The sequence below is a fragment of the Mycolicibacterium llatzerense genome, from assembly GCF_000878195.1.
In the GTDB taxonomy this organism is placed as follows: domain Bacteria; phylum Actinomycetota; class Actinomycetes; order Mycobacteriales; family Mycobacteriaceae; genus Mycobacterium; species Mycobacterium llatzerense.
This window is the reverse complement of record NZ_JXST01000005.1, coordinates 67,019-85,183: the sequence shown is the minus strand read 5'-3', so window position 1 is coordinate 85,183 and position 18,165 is coordinate 67,019. Positions and strand designations below refer to the sequence as shown.

18 protein-coding genes are annotated in these 18,165 nt (G+C 66.8%); 7 read left to right on the top strand and 11 right to left on the bottom strand.

Going from position 1 to position 18,165, the window contains the following annotated elements; all coding sequences use genetic code 11:
• The first annotated feature begins 127 nt into the window (after positions 1-127).
• Positions 128-1,324: a PucR family transcriptional regulator gene (locus TL10_RS04950; RefSeq protein WP_043395627.1), complete on the top strand. Its 1,197-nt coding sequence runs from the start codon at positions 128-130 to the stop codon at positions 1,322-1,324.
• Between the two features lie 222 nt (positions 1,325-1,546).
• Here the strand turns inward: TL10_RS04950 and TL10_RS04945 are convergent, their stop codons facing one another.
• On the bottom strand, positions 1,547-1,909 hold the full coding sequence (locus TL10_RS04945) for an Rv1152 family transcriptional regulator (protein WP_043984747.1): 363 nt from the start codon (positions 1,907-1,909) through the stop codon (positions 1,547-1,549).
• Between the two features lie 86 nt (positions 1,910-1,995).
• On the opposite strand from TL10_RS04945, the gene TL10_RS04940 reads away from it, so the two are divergent.
• Positions 1,996-2,724 carry an NAD-dependent deacylase gene (locus tag TL10_RS04940; RefSeq protein ID WP_043395629.1) on the top strand — a complete coding sequence of 243 codons (729 nt, stop codon included), beginning with the start codon at positions 1,996-1,998 and terminating at the stop codon, positions 2,722-2,724.
• Here the strand turns inward: TL10_RS04940 and TL10_RS04935 are convergent.
• Genes TL10_RS04935 through TL10_RS04925 form a run of 3 tightly spaced genes read right to left on the bottom strand, consistent with a single transcriptional unit; the run spans position 2,711 to position 6,232 of the window.
• A complete protein-coding gene (locus tag TL10_RS04935) occupies positions 2,711-3,340 on the bottom strand; it encodes a class I SAM-dependent methyltransferase (RefSeq protein WP_043395632.1) in 630 nt (209 codons plus the stop codon). The genes TL10_RS04940 and TL10_RS04935 overlap by 14 nt on opposite strands.
• Positions 3,341-3,353: 13 nt before the next feature.
• On the bottom strand, positions 3,354-4,007 hold the full coding sequence (locus TL10_RS04930) for a TetR/AcrR family transcriptional regulator (RefSeq protein WP_110788964.1): 654 nt from the start codon (positions 4,005-4,007) through the stop codon (positions 3,354-3,356).
• The gene (locus TL10_RS04925; RefSeq protein WP_043984745.1) at positions 4,004-6,232 is read right to left on the bottom strand and encodes an MMPL family transporter; all 2,229 of its coding nucleotides are present in this window, start codon (positions 6,230-6,232) and stop codon (positions 4,004-4,006) included. The genes TL10_RS04930 and TL10_RS04925 overlap by 4 nt, the downstream gene beginning before the upstream one ends.
• 335 nt (positions 6,233-6,567) lie before the next feature.
• Between TL10_RS04925 and TL10_RS31930 the strand changes: the two genes are divergently transcribed.
• Complete coding sequence (locus TL10_RS31930) at positions 6,568-6,690, top strand: hypothetical protein (protein WP_020099274.1); 123 nt, start codon at positions 6,568-6,570, stop codon at positions 6,688-6,690.
• Between the two features lie 213 nt (positions 6,691-6,903).
• On the opposite strand, the gene TL10_RS04920 is transcribed toward TL10_RS31930, so the two are convergent.
• From TL10_RS04920 to TL10_RS04910, 3 genes are read right to left on the bottom strand one after another with little or no spacing between them, the layout of a single operon-like run.
• Positions 6,904-7,905: an NAD(P)H-dependent flavin oxidoreductase gene (locus tag TL10_RS04920; protein WP_043984826.1), complete on the bottom strand. Its 1,002-nt coding sequence runs from the start codon at positions 7,903-7,905 to the stop codon at positions 6,904-6,906.
• Positions 7,906-7,936: 31 nt separating this feature from the next.
• The gene (locus TL10_RS04915; protein WP_043395639.1) at positions 7,937-8,689 is read right to left on the bottom strand and encodes a 3-hydroxyacyl-CoA dehydrogenase; all 753 of its coding nucleotides are present in this window, start codon (positions 8,687-8,689) and stop codon (positions 7,937-7,939) included.
• A gap of 39 nt (positions 8,690-8,728) precedes the next feature.
• Complete coding sequence (locus tag TL10_RS04910; RefSeq protein ID WP_043395642.1) at positions 8,729-9,823, bottom strand: CaiB/BaiF CoA transferase family protein; 1,095 nt, start codon at positions 9,821-9,823, stop codon at positions 8,729-8,731.
• A gap of 120 nt (positions 9,824-9,943) precedes the next feature.
• Between TL10_RS04910 and TL10_RS04905 the strand changes: the two genes are divergently transcribed.
• Complete coding sequence (locus TL10_RS04905) at positions 9,944-10,735, top strand: enoyl-CoA hydratase (protein WP_043984744.1); 792 nt, start codon at positions 9,944-9,946, stop codon at positions 10,733-10,735.
• Positions 10,736-10,816: 81 nt separating this feature from the next.
• The gene (gene tet(V) / locus TL10_RS04900) at positions 10,817-12,100 is read left to right on the top strand and encodes a tetracycline efflux MFS transporter Tet(V) (protein WP_043984743.1); all 1,284 of its coding nucleotides are present in this window, start codon (positions 10,817-10,819) and stop codon (positions 12,098-12,100) included.
• 49 nt (positions 12,101-12,149) lie between these two features.
• Here tet(V) and TL10_RS04895 read toward each other — a convergent pair whose 3' ends face one another.
• Positions 12,150-12,665 carry a gamma carbonic anhydrase family protein gene (locus TL10_RS04895; protein WP_043984742.1) on the bottom strand — a complete coding sequence of 172 codons (516 nt, stop codon included), beginning with the start codon at positions 12,663-12,665 and terminating at the stop codon, positions 12,150-12,152.
• Between the two features lie 111 nt (positions 12,666-12,776).
• Here TL10_RS04895 and TL10_RS04890 point away from each other — a divergent pair, with 111 nt between their 5' ends.
• Together TL10_RS04890 and TL10_RS04885 are read left to right on the top strand one after the other, a co-directional pair.
• On the top strand, positions 12,777-13,997 hold the full coding sequence (locus TL10_RS04890) for an MFS transporter (protein WP_043984824.1): 1,221 nt from the start codon (positions 12,777-12,779) through the stop codon (positions 13,995-13,997).
• Between the two features lie 133 nt (positions 13,998-14,130).
• Positions 14,131-14,886: a fasciclin domain-containing protein gene (locus TL10_RS04885; RefSeq protein WP_043984741.1), complete on the top strand. Its 756-nt coding sequence runs from the start codon at positions 14,131-14,133 to the stop codon at positions 14,884-14,886.
• A gap of 70 nt (positions 14,887-14,956) precedes the next feature.
• Here TL10_RS04885 and TL10_RS04880 read toward each other — a convergent pair whose 3' ends face one another.
• Genes TL10_RS04880 through TL10_RS04870 form a run of 3 tightly spaced genes read right to left on the bottom strand, consistent with a single transcriptional unit; the run spans position 14,957 to position 18,044 of the window.
• A complete protein-coding gene (locus TL10_RS04880) occupies positions 14,957-16,099 on the bottom strand; it encodes an acyl-CoA dehydrogenase family protein (RefSeq protein WP_043984740.1) in 1,143 nt (380 codons plus the stop codon).
• A gap of 2 nt (positions 16,100-16,101) precedes the next feature.
• Positions 16,102-16,902: a crotonase/enoyl-CoA hydratase family protein gene (locus tag TL10_RS04875; RefSeq protein WP_043395655.1), complete on the bottom strand. Its 801-nt coding sequence runs from the start codon at positions 16,900-16,902 to the stop codon at positions 16,102-16,104.
• Entirely contained in the window at positions 16,899-18,044 is a 1,146-nt protein-coding gene (locus TL10_RS04870; RefSeq protein ID WP_043396021.1) for a thiolase family protein, read from the bottom strand. Before TL10_RS04870 ends, TL10_RS04875 begins: the two co-directional genes overlap by 4 nt.
• Between the last annotated feature and the right edge of the window lie 121 nt (positions 18,045-18,165).

Sequence of the window (18,165 nt, the reverse complement as noted above, 5' to 3'; positions counted from 1 at the left end):
GACTCCCTGTTGGCGGTGGTGGGCGTGGTAACAATGTTGGCGCCGCCGACCCCTCAACTGAAGGTCAAAACAGCTCAACTTTCGCGATTGGTGGTGCATTGTGCACCTCACGCGATAGCCTGACCCGATGACCGAAAAACCACCATCACCGCAGGTACGCGACCTGATTCGGCAGTGTGCACAGGTCGTCGTCAACGCCCGGCCCGAATGGCTCGACGAACTCGACCAAGCCGTACTGGGCGCCAACCCCGCCATCGCGTCGGACCCGGAACTGGCAGCGGCCATCAGTCGCAGCAACCGGTCGAATCTGCTGTTCTGGGGCGCGGCCAACGTGCACGACCCGGGCGCACCGGTGCCACCCAACATCACCTCCGAGCCGATCGCCGTCGCCAGGGAGCTGGTCCGTCGCGGTGTCGATTCGTACTCCTTGGACGCTTACCGGGTCGGTGAAGGCGTGGCGTGGCGACGCTTGATGGACATCGCCTTCGAATTGACCTCGGACCCAGCAGACCTGCACGAGATGCTCAACGTGTGCTCGCGGTCCGTCAGCGAGTTCATCGAAGCCACCCTGGGTGCCATCGCCGCGCAGATCGAACTCGAGCGTGACGAGCTGACGCGGGGCAGCCACGCCGAGCGGCGCGAGACCGTCGCGCTGCTACTGGACGGCGCGCCCATCCCCCGACAGCGCGCCGAAAGCCGACTCGGTTACGGACTCGGCGGCACCCACACCGCTGCCGTCATCTGGACCGACAATCCGAATGGCGATCTGTCCCAACTAGATCAGGCTGCCGAGGCATTCGGACGAGGCGGTCGCGTACGCCCGCTGACCGTGTCCGCCAGTACCGCCACACGGTGGGTATGGGCACCGGGCGCACCCGACGTCACCGCCCTGGCATCAGCCGCCGGCAGCGAGGTCCGCATCGCGATCGGTTCGACCGGTGCCGGAGTGGACGGCTTCCGGCGCAGCCATTTCGACGCGCTCACCACGCAGCAGATGATGGCGCGGCTGCGCTCGCCGCAACAGATCGCCGAGTACACCGATATCGAGCTGGTGGCGCTACTCACCGCGGACGCCGACCGCGCGGCGGTGTTCGTCAAACGAGTCCTCGGCGACCTGGAAACCGCCAGTCCGGAATTACGTTCTGCGGTAAGGATATTCGTCCGCGAGCAATGCAACGTATCCCGCGCCGCCGGCAAGCTCTTCACACATCGCAACACCCTGCTGCGCAGACTGGCCCGCGCCGACGAACTCCTGCCACGCCCGCTGGCCGACAACAGCGTCGAGGTCGGCGTCGCGCTCGACGTGTTGCATTGGCGCGGTTGACAGTTTGTGGAGACGAATGTTCTCGAACGTCGCCGAGTCTGACCGCAGGGCGATCTCGACGACGGATTTCCGCCGTCAGGTCAGGCTCGCGCGAACGGTGGGCGCTGCGCGCCGAACGCAACTGCACGGCGCCTTCTAGGCCGGTTTACCGCCGCTCAGTTGCGTTGGAGACGTCTGCGGATGGTCTGAGCAGTTGTCGCACATTCGAGGCCAGGCCACGCACTATTCGAAAGCCGCGTCCAGGTACCGGAGTGCGTCGGCTTTCAGCACGCCCAACGCTCGGGCGGTGTCGGCGAAGGCATTCGCGGCGTCCACCATCGCGGCGGCAGCCAGGTCGGCGGCGGCTACGAAAGTGCCTGACCTCCCCCGGGTTTCGAGGACACCGGCGGTCTCGAGCTCGCGGTAGGCCCGGGCGACGGTGTTGGCCGCCATTCCCAACGTGCCGGCCAGGTCACGCACCGTGGGCAGCCTGGTCCCGGCAGGCAGGCGCCCACTACGAATGGCCTCGATGATCTGCAGGCGCAACTGGTCGAACAACGGCCCCGCGTGCGGATCGAGGCGCACCCACTCCCCGAAATCGGTCATCCGCCGAGTATGACCGACGACGCCGAAGCCCAATGTCGCCGCCCGCGAAGTGGCCCAGATCACCCCAGACCCGATAACGTGGTCTGATGCGGGTGACGGTGTTCAGCGGTGCGGGGATGTCCGCCGACAGTGGCGTACCGACCTTCCGGGACGCCGAGACCGGCCTATGGGCCAACACCGACCCGTATGAGATCTCCAGTTCGGATGCCTGGCGCCGCCACCCCGAGCGGGTGTTCGCCTGGTACCTGTGGCGCCACCACATGATGGGCAACGTGTCCCCCAACGACGGGCACCGTGCGGTGGCCGCGTGGCAGGACTACACCGAGGTCGACATCGTCACCCAGAACATCGACAACCTGCACGAGCGGGCCGGTAGCACGCGGGTCCACCATCTGCACGGCAGCTTGTTCCAATTCCATTGCGATAGTTGCAAAGCCAACTTCGAAGGCACGCTGCCAGAAATGCCCGAGCCTGCGATCACCGTCGAGCCACCGGAGTGCTACTGCGGCGGTCTGGTGCGGCCCAATGTGGTGTGGTTCGGCGAGAATCTGCCCTCCGATGCGTGGAACAACTCCGTCGCGGCGGTCAGCACCGCGGACCTGGTGATCACGGTCGGAACGTCGTCGGTGGTGTACCCGGCGGCATCTCTGCCGGAAGCGGCTGTGCAGCAGGGTATTCCGGTGATCGAGGTCAACCCGAAGCCGACGCCGTTCTCCGATCAGGCCACGGTGTCCCTGCGGGAAACCGCGGCCACCGCGCTACCCACCCTGTTGCAGCGGTTGCCCGAACTGCTGTCGACGATCAAGCAGGCCTGACGGCCCGTCCCAACGCCGCCTCCGAAAGCGGTACCCAGCCCGGCAGCATCAGCACCCGGCGGGCATCGGCGACCTGGAATCCCGCGCCGACGATGCTCTGCTCGGTTTCCCGGTGTGCGTGACAGTTGCCCGAAATCTTCGGCCAGAACGTCGAATCCAGGAAGGTCTGCACCCGGCCCCGCACCCCGTCGCTGGCGACGTGCTCGAAGTAGCGCAGTTCACCGCCCGGCTTGAGCCGTGAATACATCTGCCGCAGCACGCTTTCCGGCTCGTCGACCGAACACAAGACCAGGGAGCACACGACTGCGTCGAAAAGGTCGTCGCTGTCGAAGTTCTCGACGGTCTCGGTGCGGACCGTCACCGGAACGGGTGCGGTCAGCGCCGCTTCCCGGGCCAGCGGCGCCAGCCGGACCTCCGGTTCGACGGCCACCACCTCGGTCACGGTGTCCGGGTAGAAGGCGAAGTTGGTCCCGGTGCCGGCACCGATCTCCAGCACCCGCCCGGTCAGTCCGGCCAGATTCTCCTGACGCAGTTTCTTCATGAACTTGCGCTCGCGCGACGACATCGCGATCCACATCCGGGCGAAGAACGGGTTGTCCACCGAGGTCTCGGTCATCGTCTAGAACCTTTCAGTCGCTCGGCCAGCCGGATATCGCATCCGGCCCGCGCTGTCCTCTCACCATGCCACCGAGGCACGCGGCGCTGAGCACCTGGTCTGCGAAGTCCTCGAGATCGCCGAACGGCAGATACGGCCGCGAGATGAACTGTGCTGCCAGACCGTGTGCCACCGTCCACAATCCGAGCGCCGTCACCGTCACATCTCCACGCGGATAACTGCCCTCGTCCATCATGGCCTGCACCGAATCCCGCATGTGCACGAAGGCCGCGGTATTGAGGGCCTCGTCCACGTTGCTGCCCGGATGCCCTTCGGACATCATGGCGATCCGGTAGAGCTCGGGGTTCTGCCGGGCGAAGCGGACGTACGCCAGTCCCTGTGCGCGCAACCGGTCGATCGTCGTCGGTTGCTCGGCGGCCACTTGCTGCATGACGTCGTCGAGCCGTTCGAAGTACCGGCCGCAGACCGCGTCCAACAAGGCGTCCTTGTCCGCGAAATGCAGGTAGATCGACGGCGGGGTGATGCCCACCCGCTGCGAGACCGACCGGATGGACACCGCCTTCTCCTGATTGGATTCCAGGAGCAATTCAGTTGCTGCGTCGAGGATTTCGTCGCGCAGCTGCTCTCCCGACCCGCGCGGGGCGCGACGCCGCTTGGTCGCGGTCACTGCGCTCCGCACGCCGATGGCACGGGTGGCTCGGCCGCACCGGACTCACTGATACCGATGCGTTTGTGCAGCCGGGCCAGCGGCGCCGGCGCCCACCAGTTCCACCGTCCCATCAGGTGCATGAAGGCCGGCACCAGCACGGTCCGGACCAGGGTCGCGTCCACCAGAACGGCGATGGTCAGCCCGAGGCCGAACATCCGCATGAACGACACCTCCGCGGCGATCAGTGCGCCGAACGATATCGACATCACCAGGGCCGCGGCGGTGATCACCCGGCCGGTGTGGGCCAGCCCGAGCGCGACGCTCTCGTCGTTGTCCCTCTCGATCAGCCAGAACTCACGGATGCGCGCGACGAGGAACACTTCATAGTCCATCGACAGTCCGAACGCGATGCAGAACAGCAGCACCGGCATGTTGGATGCCAACGTCCCGGTGGCCGTGGTGCCGAGCGCGCCCAGATGGCCGTCCTGGAAGATCCAGACCAGTGCGCCGAACGCCGCGGTGAGCGAAAGAACGTTGAGCACAACGGCTTTCACCGGAAGCACCACGCTGCCGGTGAGCAGGAACAGCAGCCCGAGCGTGATGACGGCGATGGCGGCCAGCACCCACGGCAGCCGATCGGTGACAGCCTGCACGCTGTCGTGGCTGATCTGCGCCACGCCGGCGAGCTGCACCGTGCGCCCGTCCGGTCCCTTGACCGCGTGCACCGCGTCGAGTTGCGCCTGCGACGCGTCGGAGAACAGCGGAGCGCTGCTGCCGATGGTCAGGAAGGCGCTGCCGTCGACGATCGCGGCACCGGGACCGGCCGGCCCCACCTTCCGTCCGCCGACGAAAGTTCCGGTCGGCGCCGACACTTCGGTGACGGCGGCGACGCGCGAGAGGTCGGCGGCGTAGGCATCGAAGGCTGCCGGAGCCAGTCCGGCGGCGTCGGGAATGACGGCCGTGATGTCGGTGGCCGAGTTGTTGGCGAAGTCGTTGCGCAGCTGGTCCCCCACCTGGTGCGCGGACGCGGTTGTCGGCAGCACCCGCTCATCGGGGAAACCCCATTTCGCGCTGAGGAAGGGTGCGCCCAGGACCAACAGCAGCGCGACGACGGCCAGACCGGCTGAGACCGAACGGCGCATCACCGCTTTCGCGGCGCGGTACCAGAACATCTCCTGCACCGGCTTGGGTGTGGTGTTGCGCCGGAACAAATGCGGCAGGCTGAGGGCGTCGAGCCGGTCGCCGAGCAGCCAGATGGCGGCCGGGGTGACGATCACCGCGGCCGCGGCGGCGAACGCGACCGTCGCGATGCCGGCGTAGGCGATGGACGTGAGGAAGTACATCGGGAACATCAGCATCGCTGCCATCGACAGGCCGACCGTCGTCGCCGAGAACAGCACGGTGCGGCCCGCGGTCACCATGGTGCGGATCAACGCCTTGTCCCTGGGGTGCCCTTCGGCCACCTCATCGCGATAGCGGCTGATGATCAACAGCGTGTAGTCGATGGCGAGGGCCAGCCCGAGGGCGGTGGCCACATTCAGCGCGAACACGGATACGTCGGTGAAGAACGTGATGGTCCGCAGCACCGCGAGCGTGCCGGTCATGGCCAGCCCGCCAACCAGGATGGGGAGCGCGGCGGCGACGAGTCCGCCGAACACCCAAACCAGCACCAGGAAGCTGAGCGGTATCGCGATGGATTCCATGACGAGCAGGTCGTGCTCGGTCTGGGTGTTGATCTGGGAGTAGACCATGGCTCCACCGCCGGCCTTGACGGTGACGCCCGGCCGGTCGTGCACCACCTGATCGGCGAGTTCCTGGGCGTATTTCTGCGCGTTGTTCTCGCCGCCGTTCATCCCGGCCACGATCAGCCCGGACTTCCCGTCTTTACTGATCAGCTCCCCGGCCGCAGCCGGGGGCACCGTCCAGGCCGAGGACACGTAAGCGACGTGGGGTGAGGCCTTGAGGTGGTCGACGATGTCGTGGGCTGCCGCGGAGGCGGCCGGGCCGTGCACCCCGTCGGGTGCGGTGACGGTAACCAACATGGGCATGTCGCCCTGGTGGAACTTGGTGGCCAGTAGCCGGCTGGCTTGTGAGGACTCCGCCTTCGGGTCTTGGAAACCGCCCGCGGGCAAGGTCTTGACCACTGGGACGCCGAAGATTGCCGCAGCGATCAGGACCAGCCCTGCCAGCGCCAGAATTCTCCTCGGCGCGGCGATGGCCAGCAGCGCAATGCGGTTCAGCATGGATTCCCCTTCACGAAACACCGCTAAGTTAACGACGATAACTTAGGCGTGTCAACAGTCGCTCACCGTGGTCACGAGATCTATTGACGTCTGGTTCACCCGGCCTACCAGGCACTATCTGCGTGATCGCCGTCATGTTTGCTACTGGCCAGTGAACTAAGCCGCGATCAGGACCCATACAGCGCATCAAGATCACCCGTGGCCTTGTGGAATGTGAGCTACCCACCAGTTACTTAGGGGTCCGGGTTGGCCAACCTACCCACCGGTAAGAATTGCCAGCGTTTTCCGAATCGTGACTCAAAGATTTCTTAATAGCGACCCATAGCCTCATAGACATGTGGATCGACGACACCAACGCAGATGTCATCAAAGTAGATTTCGATGCCCTGTACCACGGGGACGTCCTGATCGAGGGTGACACGTCCGAGCAGTTCCCCGACCTCGCCGAGGCCGTCTGATTCCGCGGGTCCACCCGCGAGTCTGACGCCGCGCTGAGGCGCTACCGTCCGTGCGCCCTAACGGCGCACAAGGACTCGTAGGGGTAATTACCAGCATCAAAGCCGCCGACCGATAAGGTCGGCGGCTTTTTGTGCGTCCGGGGCATGCCACCCCAGAACGCGCTGAGGGCCGCGACTCCAGTGGAGTCGCGGCCCTCAGCGCAGTTGTGCCGGTTAGACGGAAGCCAACTCGGCTTCGCCGGCTCCGACCATTCCGGCCAGGCGGCCGGTGATGATGTCTTCGGCTTCGCCGACGATGCGGCTGATCAGCTCGTCGCAGGTCGGGATGTCGTGGATCAGGCCCATGACGGTGCCCGCGGTCCAGATACCGGCGTCGACGTCGCCGTTCTCGAACACCTTGCGGCCCCGCACGCCGGCCACCAGATCCTTGACGTCCTCGAACTGGCCACCGCCCTTGAGGATTTCCACCACCTCACGCGAGACGGCATTGGACGCCACGCGCGCGGTGTTGCGCAGGCTGCGGAAGATGAGCTCGGTGCCCCGCTCGTCGGTCGCCACGATGGCTTCCTTGACGTTCTGGTGGATGCACGACTCGACGGTGCACATGAACCGCGTGCCCATGTTGATGCCGTCCGCACCCAGCGCCAGCGCCGCCACCAGGCCACGCGCATCCCCGAAACCGCCCGAGGCGATCATCGGGATCTCGATCTCCTTGGCCGCGGCCGGGATCAGCACCAGGCCGGGCACGTCGTCCTCACCGGGGTGACCGGCGCACTCGAAACCGTCGATGCTGATGCCGTCGACGCCCAGGCTCTGGGCCTTGACCGCGTGGCGCATCGAGGTGCACTTGTGCAGGACCTTGATGCCCGCATCATGGAACATCGGCAGGTGCGGGCCGGGGTTGGAACCGGCCGTCTCCACGATCTTGATGCCGGCGTCGACGATCACCTTGCGGTACTCGTCGTACGGCGGCGGGTTGATCGACGGCAGGATCGTCAGGTTCACACCGAACGGCTTGTCCGTCAGGTCGCGGGTCTTGGCGATCTCGCCCGCCAGATCAGCCGGCGTCGGCTGCGTCAGCGCGGTGATGAAACCCAGACCGCCCGCATTGGCAACGGCGGCAACCAGTTCCGCGCGACCGACCCACTGCATACCGCCCTGGGCGATCGGGTGCTCGACACCGAAGACCTCGGTGAACTTCGTAGAAATTGCCATCAGCTGTGCTCCTTGCTCTTCGCGCAGGCGCTCATCGCGGCGCCATCCGGATCGCACCGTCGAGACGGATGACCTCGCCGTTGAGCATCGGGTTCTCGATGATGTGCTGCGCCAGGAAGCCGTACTCGTCGGGGTCACCCAGGCGGCTGGGGTGCGGCACTTGCTGCCCGAGGGAAGCCTGAGCCGCTTCGGGCAGCGAGCCCAGCAGCGGGGTCTTGAACAGACCGGGGGCAATGGTGCAGACGCGGATCAGCTCACGCGAAAGGTCGCGGGCGATCGGCAGGGTCATGCCGACGACGCCGCCCTTGGACGCCGAGTACGCGGCCTGACCGATCTGGCCGTCGTACGCCGCCACCGAGGCGGTGTTGATGATGACGCCCTTCTCACCGTCGACCGCCTCGGTCTTGGCGATGCGCTCGGCCGACAGGCGGATCACGTTGAACGTGCCGATCAGGTTGACCTCGACCACCTTGCGGAAACCGGCCAGCGGGAACGCGCCGTCCTTGCTCAGCGTCTTGATGGCGTTGCCGATGCCGGCACAGTTGACGTTGATCCGGACCGGGCCCATCTCCTCGGCCGCATCCAGCGCCGCGGCAACGCCGGCCTCGTCGGTGACGTCGGTGGCGACGAACTTGGCGCGCGGGCCCAGCTCGGCGACGACGTCCTCACCCTTGAGGTCGATGACGACGACGCTGCCGCCGGCGTCGAGCAGACGCTTGGTGGTCGCCAGGCCCAGGCCCGACGCGCCACCCGTCACGACGGCTACGGAATCTTTGATCTGCATTGATGCAATCCCTTCTTGTTACGGAAATCTGCTGCGGCCTCAGGCCCAGTCGTGAAGCACGGACTCGGTGTCAGATCCGGGCACGCGCGGCGGTGTCGGCGTGGCCGGCACGGTGCGGGAGAACCGTGGCGCCGGCATCGGCTCGAGGTTGCCGCCGTCTTCGGGAGCGAACCGGAAGAAGGTGTCGCGCTCGGCGATGTGCGGCTCGGTCTCGACCTCGGCGAAGCTGAGCACGGGGCTGACGCACGCGTCCGAACCGGTGAAGACCTTGGTCCAGTGGTCGCGGGTCTGCGCCTTGAAGGCGGTGGTGAAGATGTCGCGCAGTTCGGGCCACCGGGCGACGTCGTTCTGGTCGGGCAGGGCTGCCGGATCCAGTTCCAGCTTGGCCAGCAGTTCGGCGTAGAACTGCGGCTCGATCGAGCCGACTGCCATGTACTTGCCGTCGGCGGTCTCGTAGGTGTCGTAGTACGGCGCACCGGTGTCGAGCATGTTGGTGCCGCGCTCGTCGCTCCACATGCCCTGCCGGCGGAAGCTCCACATCATCTGCATCAGCACGCTGGAGCCGTCGACCATCGCGGCGTCGACCACCTGGCCCTTGCCGGAGGTCTGCCGCTCGAACAGCGCCGACAGGATGCCGACCAGCAGGAACATCGAGCCACCGCCGAAATCGCCCGCCAAGTTCAGCGGCGGCACCGGGCGCTCGCCCTTGCGGCCGACGGCGTGCAGCAGGCCGTTCAGGGAGATGTAGTTGATGTCGTGGCCGGCCTGCAGCGCGCGCGGGCCGGTCTGGCCCCAACCGGTCATGCGGCCGTAGATCAGGCGCTCGTTGACCTTCGCACAGTCCTCGGGGCCCAGACCCAGACGCTCGGTGACGCCCGGCCGGAAGCCTTCGATGAGGACGTCGGCCTTCTTGATCAGGGACAGCACCAGCTCGCGGCCTTCATCACTCTTCATGTCGGCGGTGACAGAGCGACGGTTGCGCAGCATGGAGTCGGCGCTGGGCTTGCCGGACTTGCTCGGGCGTTCCACGCGCACCACGTCGGCGCCCAAGTCTCCGAGAATCATCGCCGCGTGCGGGCCCGGGCCGATGCCGGCCAGCTCGACAACGCGCAGTCCCTGCAATGGTCCAGCCATTTTCATGCACCTCTTGGTAGATCGTTCGATCCCAGTCGTGTTGACCGCGACATAGCTTACTTGTATAACGAAGTCTGTCTAGTGCGGGCATCTGGCCCGCCCATGAAACTGGGGTACTGAATGACTTACACCGGATCCGACGATCTGACCGTCTCACTGGACGACGGCGTGTTGTCCGTGACGCTCAACCGGCCGGACACACTGAACTCGTTGTCGCTGGCAATGCTCGAGCTCGTCGGCGACGCGGTGCTCCAGGCCGCGACCGACCCCGCGGTCAAAGTGGTCCGCCTCGGCGGCGCGGGTCGCGGCTTCTGCTCCGGCGCGGGCCTGAGCCCCGAGGACCAGGACGCCAAGAAGTTCGACGCCGCTGCCGTGCTGAACGCCGCGAACCGCGCCGTCGCCGCACTGGTGAACCTGCCGAAGCCCGCGGTCGCAGTCGTGCACGGCGTCGCCGCCGGTGTGGGCGTCTCGCTGGCCCTCGGATGCGACATCGTCCTGGCATCCGAGAAGTCGTCATTCCTGTTGGCTTTCACCAAGATCGGGCTGATGCCCGACGGCGGTGCCTCGGCCTTGGTCGCCGCGTCGATCGGGCGGGCCCGGGCCATGCGGATGGCGCTGCTTGCCGAGAAGCTGCCCGCCGCCGAGGCCTACGCCGCCGGACTGGTCAGCTCGGTGCACGCCGCCGACGACCTCGACGCCGAGGTGGATCGGGTGCTCGCGGCGCTCAAGTCCGGTCCGGCCGTGGCCCTGCGCAAGACCAAGCAAGCCGTCAATGACGCCACCCTGACCGAGCTGAACAACGCGTTCGCCCGCGAAACCGCCGGGCAGATCCAGCTTTTGCACGCCGCCGACTTCATGGAGGGCGTGACGTCCTTCCAGCAGCGGCGGCTGCCGGTCTACTCCGACGTCTAACCGGTGATTTGTGCACGTTTTTCCGCGCCTACCGCGGAAGAACGTGCACAAATCGCTTGACGGGCGCGGGACGATGGATTGGTGAGTTCCCAGTTCGACGTCGACACGCCCGAACCGCGGATCACTGACCGCTGGCGGGTATTCGCGCCCTTACGTTTCCGCGAATACCGTCTGCTCATCGCGGCCGTCTCACTGTCCATCTTCGCCGAGGGCATGTGGACGGTCGTGGCCGCGCTGCAGGTCATCGCGCTGGACAACGATCCGGCCGCGCTGTCTCTGGTGGCGACCTGTCTGGGTACCGGCCTGGTGTGCTTTGTGTTGGTCGGTGGCATCGCGGCCGACCGGCTGAACCGACGCAACATCATCATCACCGTCGAGGTCGTCAACCTCGCCGCGGTGACGGCCGTCGCTGTCCTCAGTTCGACTGGGGCGCTGCGTGTTTGGCACATGGCCGTGGCAGCGGCGTGCCTCGGCATCGCGGCCGCGTTCTTCTTCCCCGCCTACAGCGCGCTACTGCCCCGCATACTGCCGCCCGAACAATTGTTGGCGGCCAACGGCATTGAGGGCGTGGTGCGCCCGGTGCTCCAGCAGGCGATCGGCCCGGCGGCCGCCGGTGTCCTCGTAGGACTGACCTTCCCGAGCGTCGGCGCGACCACCGTCGCGGTGTTGTTCGGCGTGGGCCTGGTCCTGCTGGTGGCCACCAGGCCAAGCACCGTCCGGGCCGACGAGGAACCGGTCGAGCACAAGCACGTACTGCACGATCTGCGCGACGGTTTCAGGTTCATGACCCGCACCCCGTGGCTGTTGTGGACGCTGCTGGTCGCCAGCGTCTACGTGCTGGTGGTGCTGGGACCCATCGAGGTGCTGGTGCCGTTCATCGCAGAACGACGCTTCGAAGACGGTCCGCGCGCCTACGGGTTCATCATGGCCGGATTCGGCATCGGCAGTGCCGTTGGCGCGCTGGCGGTTTCCTACGCCCGAATGCCACGGCACTACCTGACCGCGATGATGGCGATCTGGGGTCTGGGCGCGTTGCCATTGGCCGTGGTCGGCAGCACGTGGTCGTTCCCGGTCATGTTCGCCGCAACGTTCCTCGTCGGCATCGGCGAGGGCGCCAGCATGGTGATCTGGGGAACGCTGCTGCAAATGCGGGTACCGACCGAGATGCTGGGCCGGGTCTCGAGCCTCGACTTCTTCGTCTCACTGGTGTTCCTGCCGGTGTCCTATGCGATCGTCGGCCCGCTGTCGAAAATCGTTCCCATGCAATGGATTTTCGTGGTGTCCGGCGTCCTGCCGGCCATACTGACGGCCTTCGCGTGGGTCGTGGCAACGATGCGGGCCGACGAATTGGCCCACCCGCTCTAGGCTTCGGCGTGATCCGTAACTGTCGGCGTTACGGATCACGCCGAAATCCCTAGCCGCGGTGCAGTGTGAGCAGGTGCTCGTAAACCTGGCCGTTGATGCGGTTGTGGTTGATCTCGTCTTCGGTGAGCTCACGCCGAATCTTGCCCGGCACGCCGGCGATCATCGTTCCCGGCGGCACCACCAACCCCTGCGGCACAACAGTTCCGGCCGCCACCAGCGAACCCGCGCCGATCCGCGCGCCGTTGAGCACGATGGCGCCCATGCCGACCAGGGCACCGTCCTCGACGGTGCAGCCGTGCAGGACCGCGTTGTGCCCGACGCTGACGCCGGCGCCGACCTTCACGGGGAAGCCCGGGTCGACGTGCACGGTGCAGCCGTCCTGGATGTTGGAGCCTTCACCGATCTCGATGGGCTCGAACTCGGCACGCAGCGTCGTGCCGTACCAGATGCTGACCCGCGCGGCGAGCGTCACCTGGCCGAGCACCGATGCGGTCGGCGCGACCCACGACTCGTCGTGCAGCTGCGGGGCATGGCCCTGGATGGGAAGAATCAACGGTCCTGACATGCGGGCCATGTTAGGTCGCACCCACTGACGGCCGGGAGTGTGGCGCAATCTGTGCGGTTCGTGTCGGTTCCGCCACTGGCCTACGCGCGGCGCCACCGGCACAGTGATGCGGTGACGCTCACCTCGACGACAGCGCCGACGCGCGCCGCGTGGGCCGTGGCTGCGGTCAGCTTCCTGGCCATCCTGGCCGCCGCCGGTTTCCGGGCTGTGCCCGGCGTCCTGATGGACCCGCTGCACCACGAGTTCGGCTGGTCGCACGCCACGGTGGGCCTCGCGATGTCGGTCAACATGACGCTGTTCGGGGTGACCGCCCCGTTCGGGGCCGCATTGATGGACAGATTCGGCGTCAGGCCGGTGCTGTCGGTGGCGCTGGGGTTGATCACGGCCGGTTCGGCACTGTCGGTCCGGATGACGACCGGCTGGCAGTTGGTGGCGTGCTGGGGCGTATTGGTCGGCGTCGGCACCGGATGCATCTCGATGGGCTTCGTGGCGACCGTGGCCACCCGCTGGTTCGACGAACGTCGCGGCCTGGTGACCGGCGTGCTGACCGCCGCCAGCGCGACCGGACAACTGATCTTCCTGCCCGTGGTCGCAGAGGTCGCGACCCGGCACGGCTGGCGCTTGGCCTGCCTCATCGTCGCCGCGGCCGCATTCGTGGTCATCGCACCGGTCGTCGTCGTCATGCGCCACCACCCGCCCATGCCGGTCACGGCACCGACGAACGGCTTCCGGTCGGCGCTGGACGGGCTCGTCATCGGCGCCCGGGTGCCCGTGTTCTGGCTCCTGGCGGGCAGCTTCGCGATCTGCGGCATGACCACCAACGGGCTGATCGGCACCCACTTCATCCCTGCTGCCGGCGACCACGGCATGCCGACGACGGTCGCTGCGGGTCTACTGGCCACCATCGGCGTCCTCGACGTGGCCGGCACGGTCTGTTCGGGCTGGCTCACCGACCGGGTCGATCCGCGGCTCCTGCTCACCGTCTACTACATCGGACGCGGGATTTCCCTGATGCTGCTGCCTTCGCTGCTTTCCCCGCACGCCGACCCGGGCACCTGGGTGTTCATCGTGTTCTACGGCCTGGACTGGGTTGCCACGGTGCCGCCGACGATCGCGCTGTGCCGCGACTACTTCGGTGATCGGGCCCCTGTGGTGTTCGGCTGGGTGTTTGCCGCGCACCAAGTGGGCGCCGCGGTCGCAGCGGCCGCGGCCGGCTGGCTTCGGGACCTGCAAGGTAACTATGACCTGGCCTTTCAATTGGCCGCGGGCCTGTGTGCGGTGGCCGCGGTGCTGTGCTTCAGCGTGCGAAAAGTGCAGGTCAGCACCGCGTGACCTCACCGGACCACCGGTAGCTGATTTTGCTGTTTCGCAGCGCCAGCCATTACCATTCGACGGGCGCCACGCCCCGGCTGGGGTCTCCCCGATCGGTCCGTGTGCGCGACATGAACAGCTGAGGAGCCGAACCATGAAGACTCGCACCAGCAGATTTCTGGGCGTAACCGCGGCCGTCGCCGCCCTGACGGCGTCGCTGCCGCTGGCGGTGTCCGCCTACGCAGACCCGCCACCGCTGCCGCCGCCGACCAACAAGACGCCGGACCCCAAGGGCCCCGGCTGCGACCAGGTCAAGGTCGGCATGCCCGATCTGAGCACGCTGACCAACAAGCCGGTGAGCGCCGCGCTGGCCAGCATCCCGTCGATCAGCACCTTCAACTCGGCGATCTCCGGCGGGCTGAACCCCGACGTGAACATCACCAGCGTGCTGGACAACGGCCCGTACGTGGTGTTCGCACCCACCAACGCCGCCTTCGAGGCGCTGGACCCGGCCAAGCTGGCCGCGCTGAAGGCCGACCCGGCCGCGCTGACGAGCCTGGACTACTACCACGTTTTCCTGGGCGTGCTGGGCAATGACACCGTCAAGGGCCAGCGTCCGACGCAGCAGGGCACCCAGATCAAGGTGACCGGCGACGGCGGCGACATCAAGGTCAACGACACCGCCAAGCTGGTCTGTGGCGCGATCGAGGCGAGCAACGCCCGCATCTACGTGATCGACACCGTGCTGGACCTGGCGGACGCCCCGACCCCGGTCACCGCCGCGGGCAGCGGGACCTCCACGTCGGCCACCACGACCACGTCGACCTCGGCGGCGCCGAGCACCACCGAGTCGGCTCCGGCATCGACCTCGTCTTCGGCTCCGGCCACGACGACGTCGGCCGCGCGGTAGCCAGCCAGACAAACGAAATCGGCGCCCCTGCACCACGTTGTGCGGGGGCGCCGATTGGCTTTTGGAGGACTTACAGGCCCAGATCGCGGCCGATGATGTCCTTCATGATCTCGGTGGTGCCACCGAAGATCGTCTGGATGCGGGAATCGCAGTAGTCGCGGGCCACGCGGTACTCCATCATGTAGCCGTAGCCGCCGTGCAGCTGCACGCAGCCGTCGATGACCTTCTTGGCGGTCTCGGTGCAGAACCACTTGGCCTTCGCCGCCTCGACGGCGGACAGATCACCGTCGACGACACCCTGCAGGCACCGGTCGATGTACCGCTCGCACACGTCGAGCTCGGTGTCCATCTCCGCCAGCAGGAAGCGGTTGTGCTGGAAGTTGCCGATCGACTGCCCGAAGGCCTTGCGGTCCTTGGCGTACTGCAGTGTCTGGCGCCAGGATTCGCGCGCGCCAGCGATCGCCGAGATGGCGATGCCGAGCCGCTCTGACGGCAGGTTCTGCATCAGGTGGTAGAAGCCGCCACCTTCTTTGCCGAGGATGTTCGCCGACGGCACGCGGACGTTCTCGAAGTGCAGCTCCGAGGTGTCCTGCGCGTGCAGGCCCATCTTGTCCAGCTTGCGCCCCCGCTCGAAGCCGGCCATCCCACGTTCGACGACCAGCAGCGTGAAGCCCTTGTGCCCGGCCTCGGGGTTGGTGCGACACACCACGACGACGAGGTCGCAATTGATGCCCGACGAGATGAATGTCTTGGAGCCGTTGATGATCCAGTCGTCCCCGTCGCGGACGGCGGAGGTCCGGATGCCGGCCAGGTCACTGCCGGCGCCGGGCTCGGTCATCGCGACGGCGAGGATCAGCTCACCGCTGGCGATGCCCGGCATCCACCGCGCCTTCTGCTCGTCGTTCGCGAGGTGCTTGAAATACGGTGCGACGACGTCGTTCTGGAGGCTCAGCGACGGCGCGGGGCCGCCGTAGCGGGCCAGCTCCTCGTCGATCACGGCATTGAACCGGAAGTCGTCGGACCCACCGCCGCCGAACTCCTCGGGCATGTTGAACCCGATCAGGCCGTACTTCCCAGCGGCGAGGAACGCCGACCGGTCGACCATGCGCTGTTCTTCCCACTTCTCGGCATTGGGGACGAGCTCGCGCTCGATGTACTGCCGGGTGGACTCCCGCAGCGCTTCGTGTTCGTCTTCGAAAACTGTTCGCTTCATTACTATTTCGCTTTCCAAACGGGCTCGCGCTTCTGCGCGAAGGCCAACGGTCCTTCTTTGGCGTCCTCGGACTGCAGCAGGGTGACGAACTCGCGGTTGGTGCGCTTCCAGCCATCCTTCTCGCCGGTCACCACGCCGTCGTCGGCGCCGTATGCCACCCGCTTGCTGGCCTGCACGGCCAGCGGCGCGTTCGACGTGATCCGTTCCGCCAGCGCCAAAGCCGCGTCGACGACGGTGCCGTCCGGCACCACCTGGTTGATCAGGCCCCAGCGCAGCGCGTCGGCGGACGTCATCGGCTCACCGGTGAACAGCAGCTCCAGCGCCACCTTGCGCGGCAGCTGCTCGACGATGCGGAACACACCGCCGGCACCGGCGATCAGTCCGCGTTTCACTTCCGGCAGGCCGAATTTCGCGCTCTCCTCGGCGACCACCAGGTCGCTGGCCAACGCCAGTTCCGAACCGCCGCCCAGGGCGGTGCCGTTGACGGCCGCGATGGTGGGCTTGTCGATAAAATGGCTGACGTAGCCGGCGAAGCCCCAGTCGGTGTGGTCCGGGTGGAAGAGGTTCTCGCCGCGCGACAGCGCCTTGAGATCCGCACCGGCACAGAATGATTTGTCGCCGGAGCCGGTGATCACGACGGCCCGGATCTCGGGGTCGTCCTGCGCGGCCTGCAGCGCGTCGCCGACACCGATGCTGACGGCCTGGTTGACCGCGTTGCGGGCGTCCGGCCGGTTGATGGTGATCAGCAGGACGTTGCCGCGACGTTCCGAGAGCGCGCCGGGTTCGGCGGCAACAGAGGTCACAACAGCTCCAGGATGGTCGCGTTGGCCTGGCCGCCACCCTCACACATGGTCTGGAAGCCGTACTGAATTCCGTTGTCCCGCATGTGGTGCAGCAGGGTGGTCATGATGCGGGCGCCGGAACCGCCGAGCGGGTGGCCGAGGGCGATGGCGCCGCCGTTGGGGTTCAGGCGGTCCTCGTCGGCGCCGATGTCCTTGAGCCACGCCATCGGAACCGGTGCGAAGGCCTCGTTGACCTCGAAGACGCCGATGTCGCCCACGCTCAGGCCGGACTTGGCCAGCGCCTTCTGAGTGGCGGGGATCGGGGCGCTCAGCATCATCACCGGGTCGGCGCCGGCCAGGACCCCGGTGTGCAGCCGGGCAAGAGGCTTGAGGCCCAACTCTTTTGCCTTCTCCGCCGACATGATCAGCAGTGCCGCCGAGCCGTCGGAGATCTGCGAGGCGTTTCCGGCGTGGATGACACCGTCTTCCTTGAAGGCCGGCTTGATCGCGGCCATGGCCTCGACGGTGCCGCCGCGACGGATGCCGCCGTCCTCGGAGACGATATTGCCGTCCTGGTCCTTGATCGCCACGATCTGGTCTTTGAAGACGCCGGCATCCTGTGCGGCAGCGGCTTTTTCGTGCGAGCGCAGCGAGAACTCGTCGAGCTGGGTGCGGGACAGGCCCCACTTCTCGGCCATCATCTCGGCACCGGTGCCCTGGTTCGGGGTTTCGGTGTAGCGGGCGCGGAACGCCTCCGGGTAGGGGTGGCCGCCGTTGGCGAGCGACGAGCCCATCGGGGTGCGCGACATCGATTCGACGCCACCGGCGACGACGATGTCGTAGTGGCCGGCGACCACACCGGCCGCGGCGAAGTGCACCGACTGCTGGCTCGAGCCGCACTGGCGGTCGACGGTGACACCGGGGACGGTCTCGGGCCAGCCGGCGGTCAGCACCGCGGTGCGGGCGATGTCGAGGGCCTGCTCGCCGGCCTGCATGACGCAGCCCCAGATCACGTCGTCGACCAGCGCGGGGTCGACGCCCGCGCGCTGCACCAGCGCGTTGAGTACCTGAGCCGACAGCTCGGCCGGATGCACACCCGACAGGGCGCCGTTGCGCCTTCCGATGGGTGACCGGACTGCCTCGACGATGACTGCTTCTGCCACGGACTTCTCCTTCAACGATGAATTGACACCCGTAAACACGCTTTATCAGTGAACATAGAACAGTAGGTTTACTAGGTCAACCTACTAGTTGGTAGGCAGGCGCCATTTCCGCGAATGAACG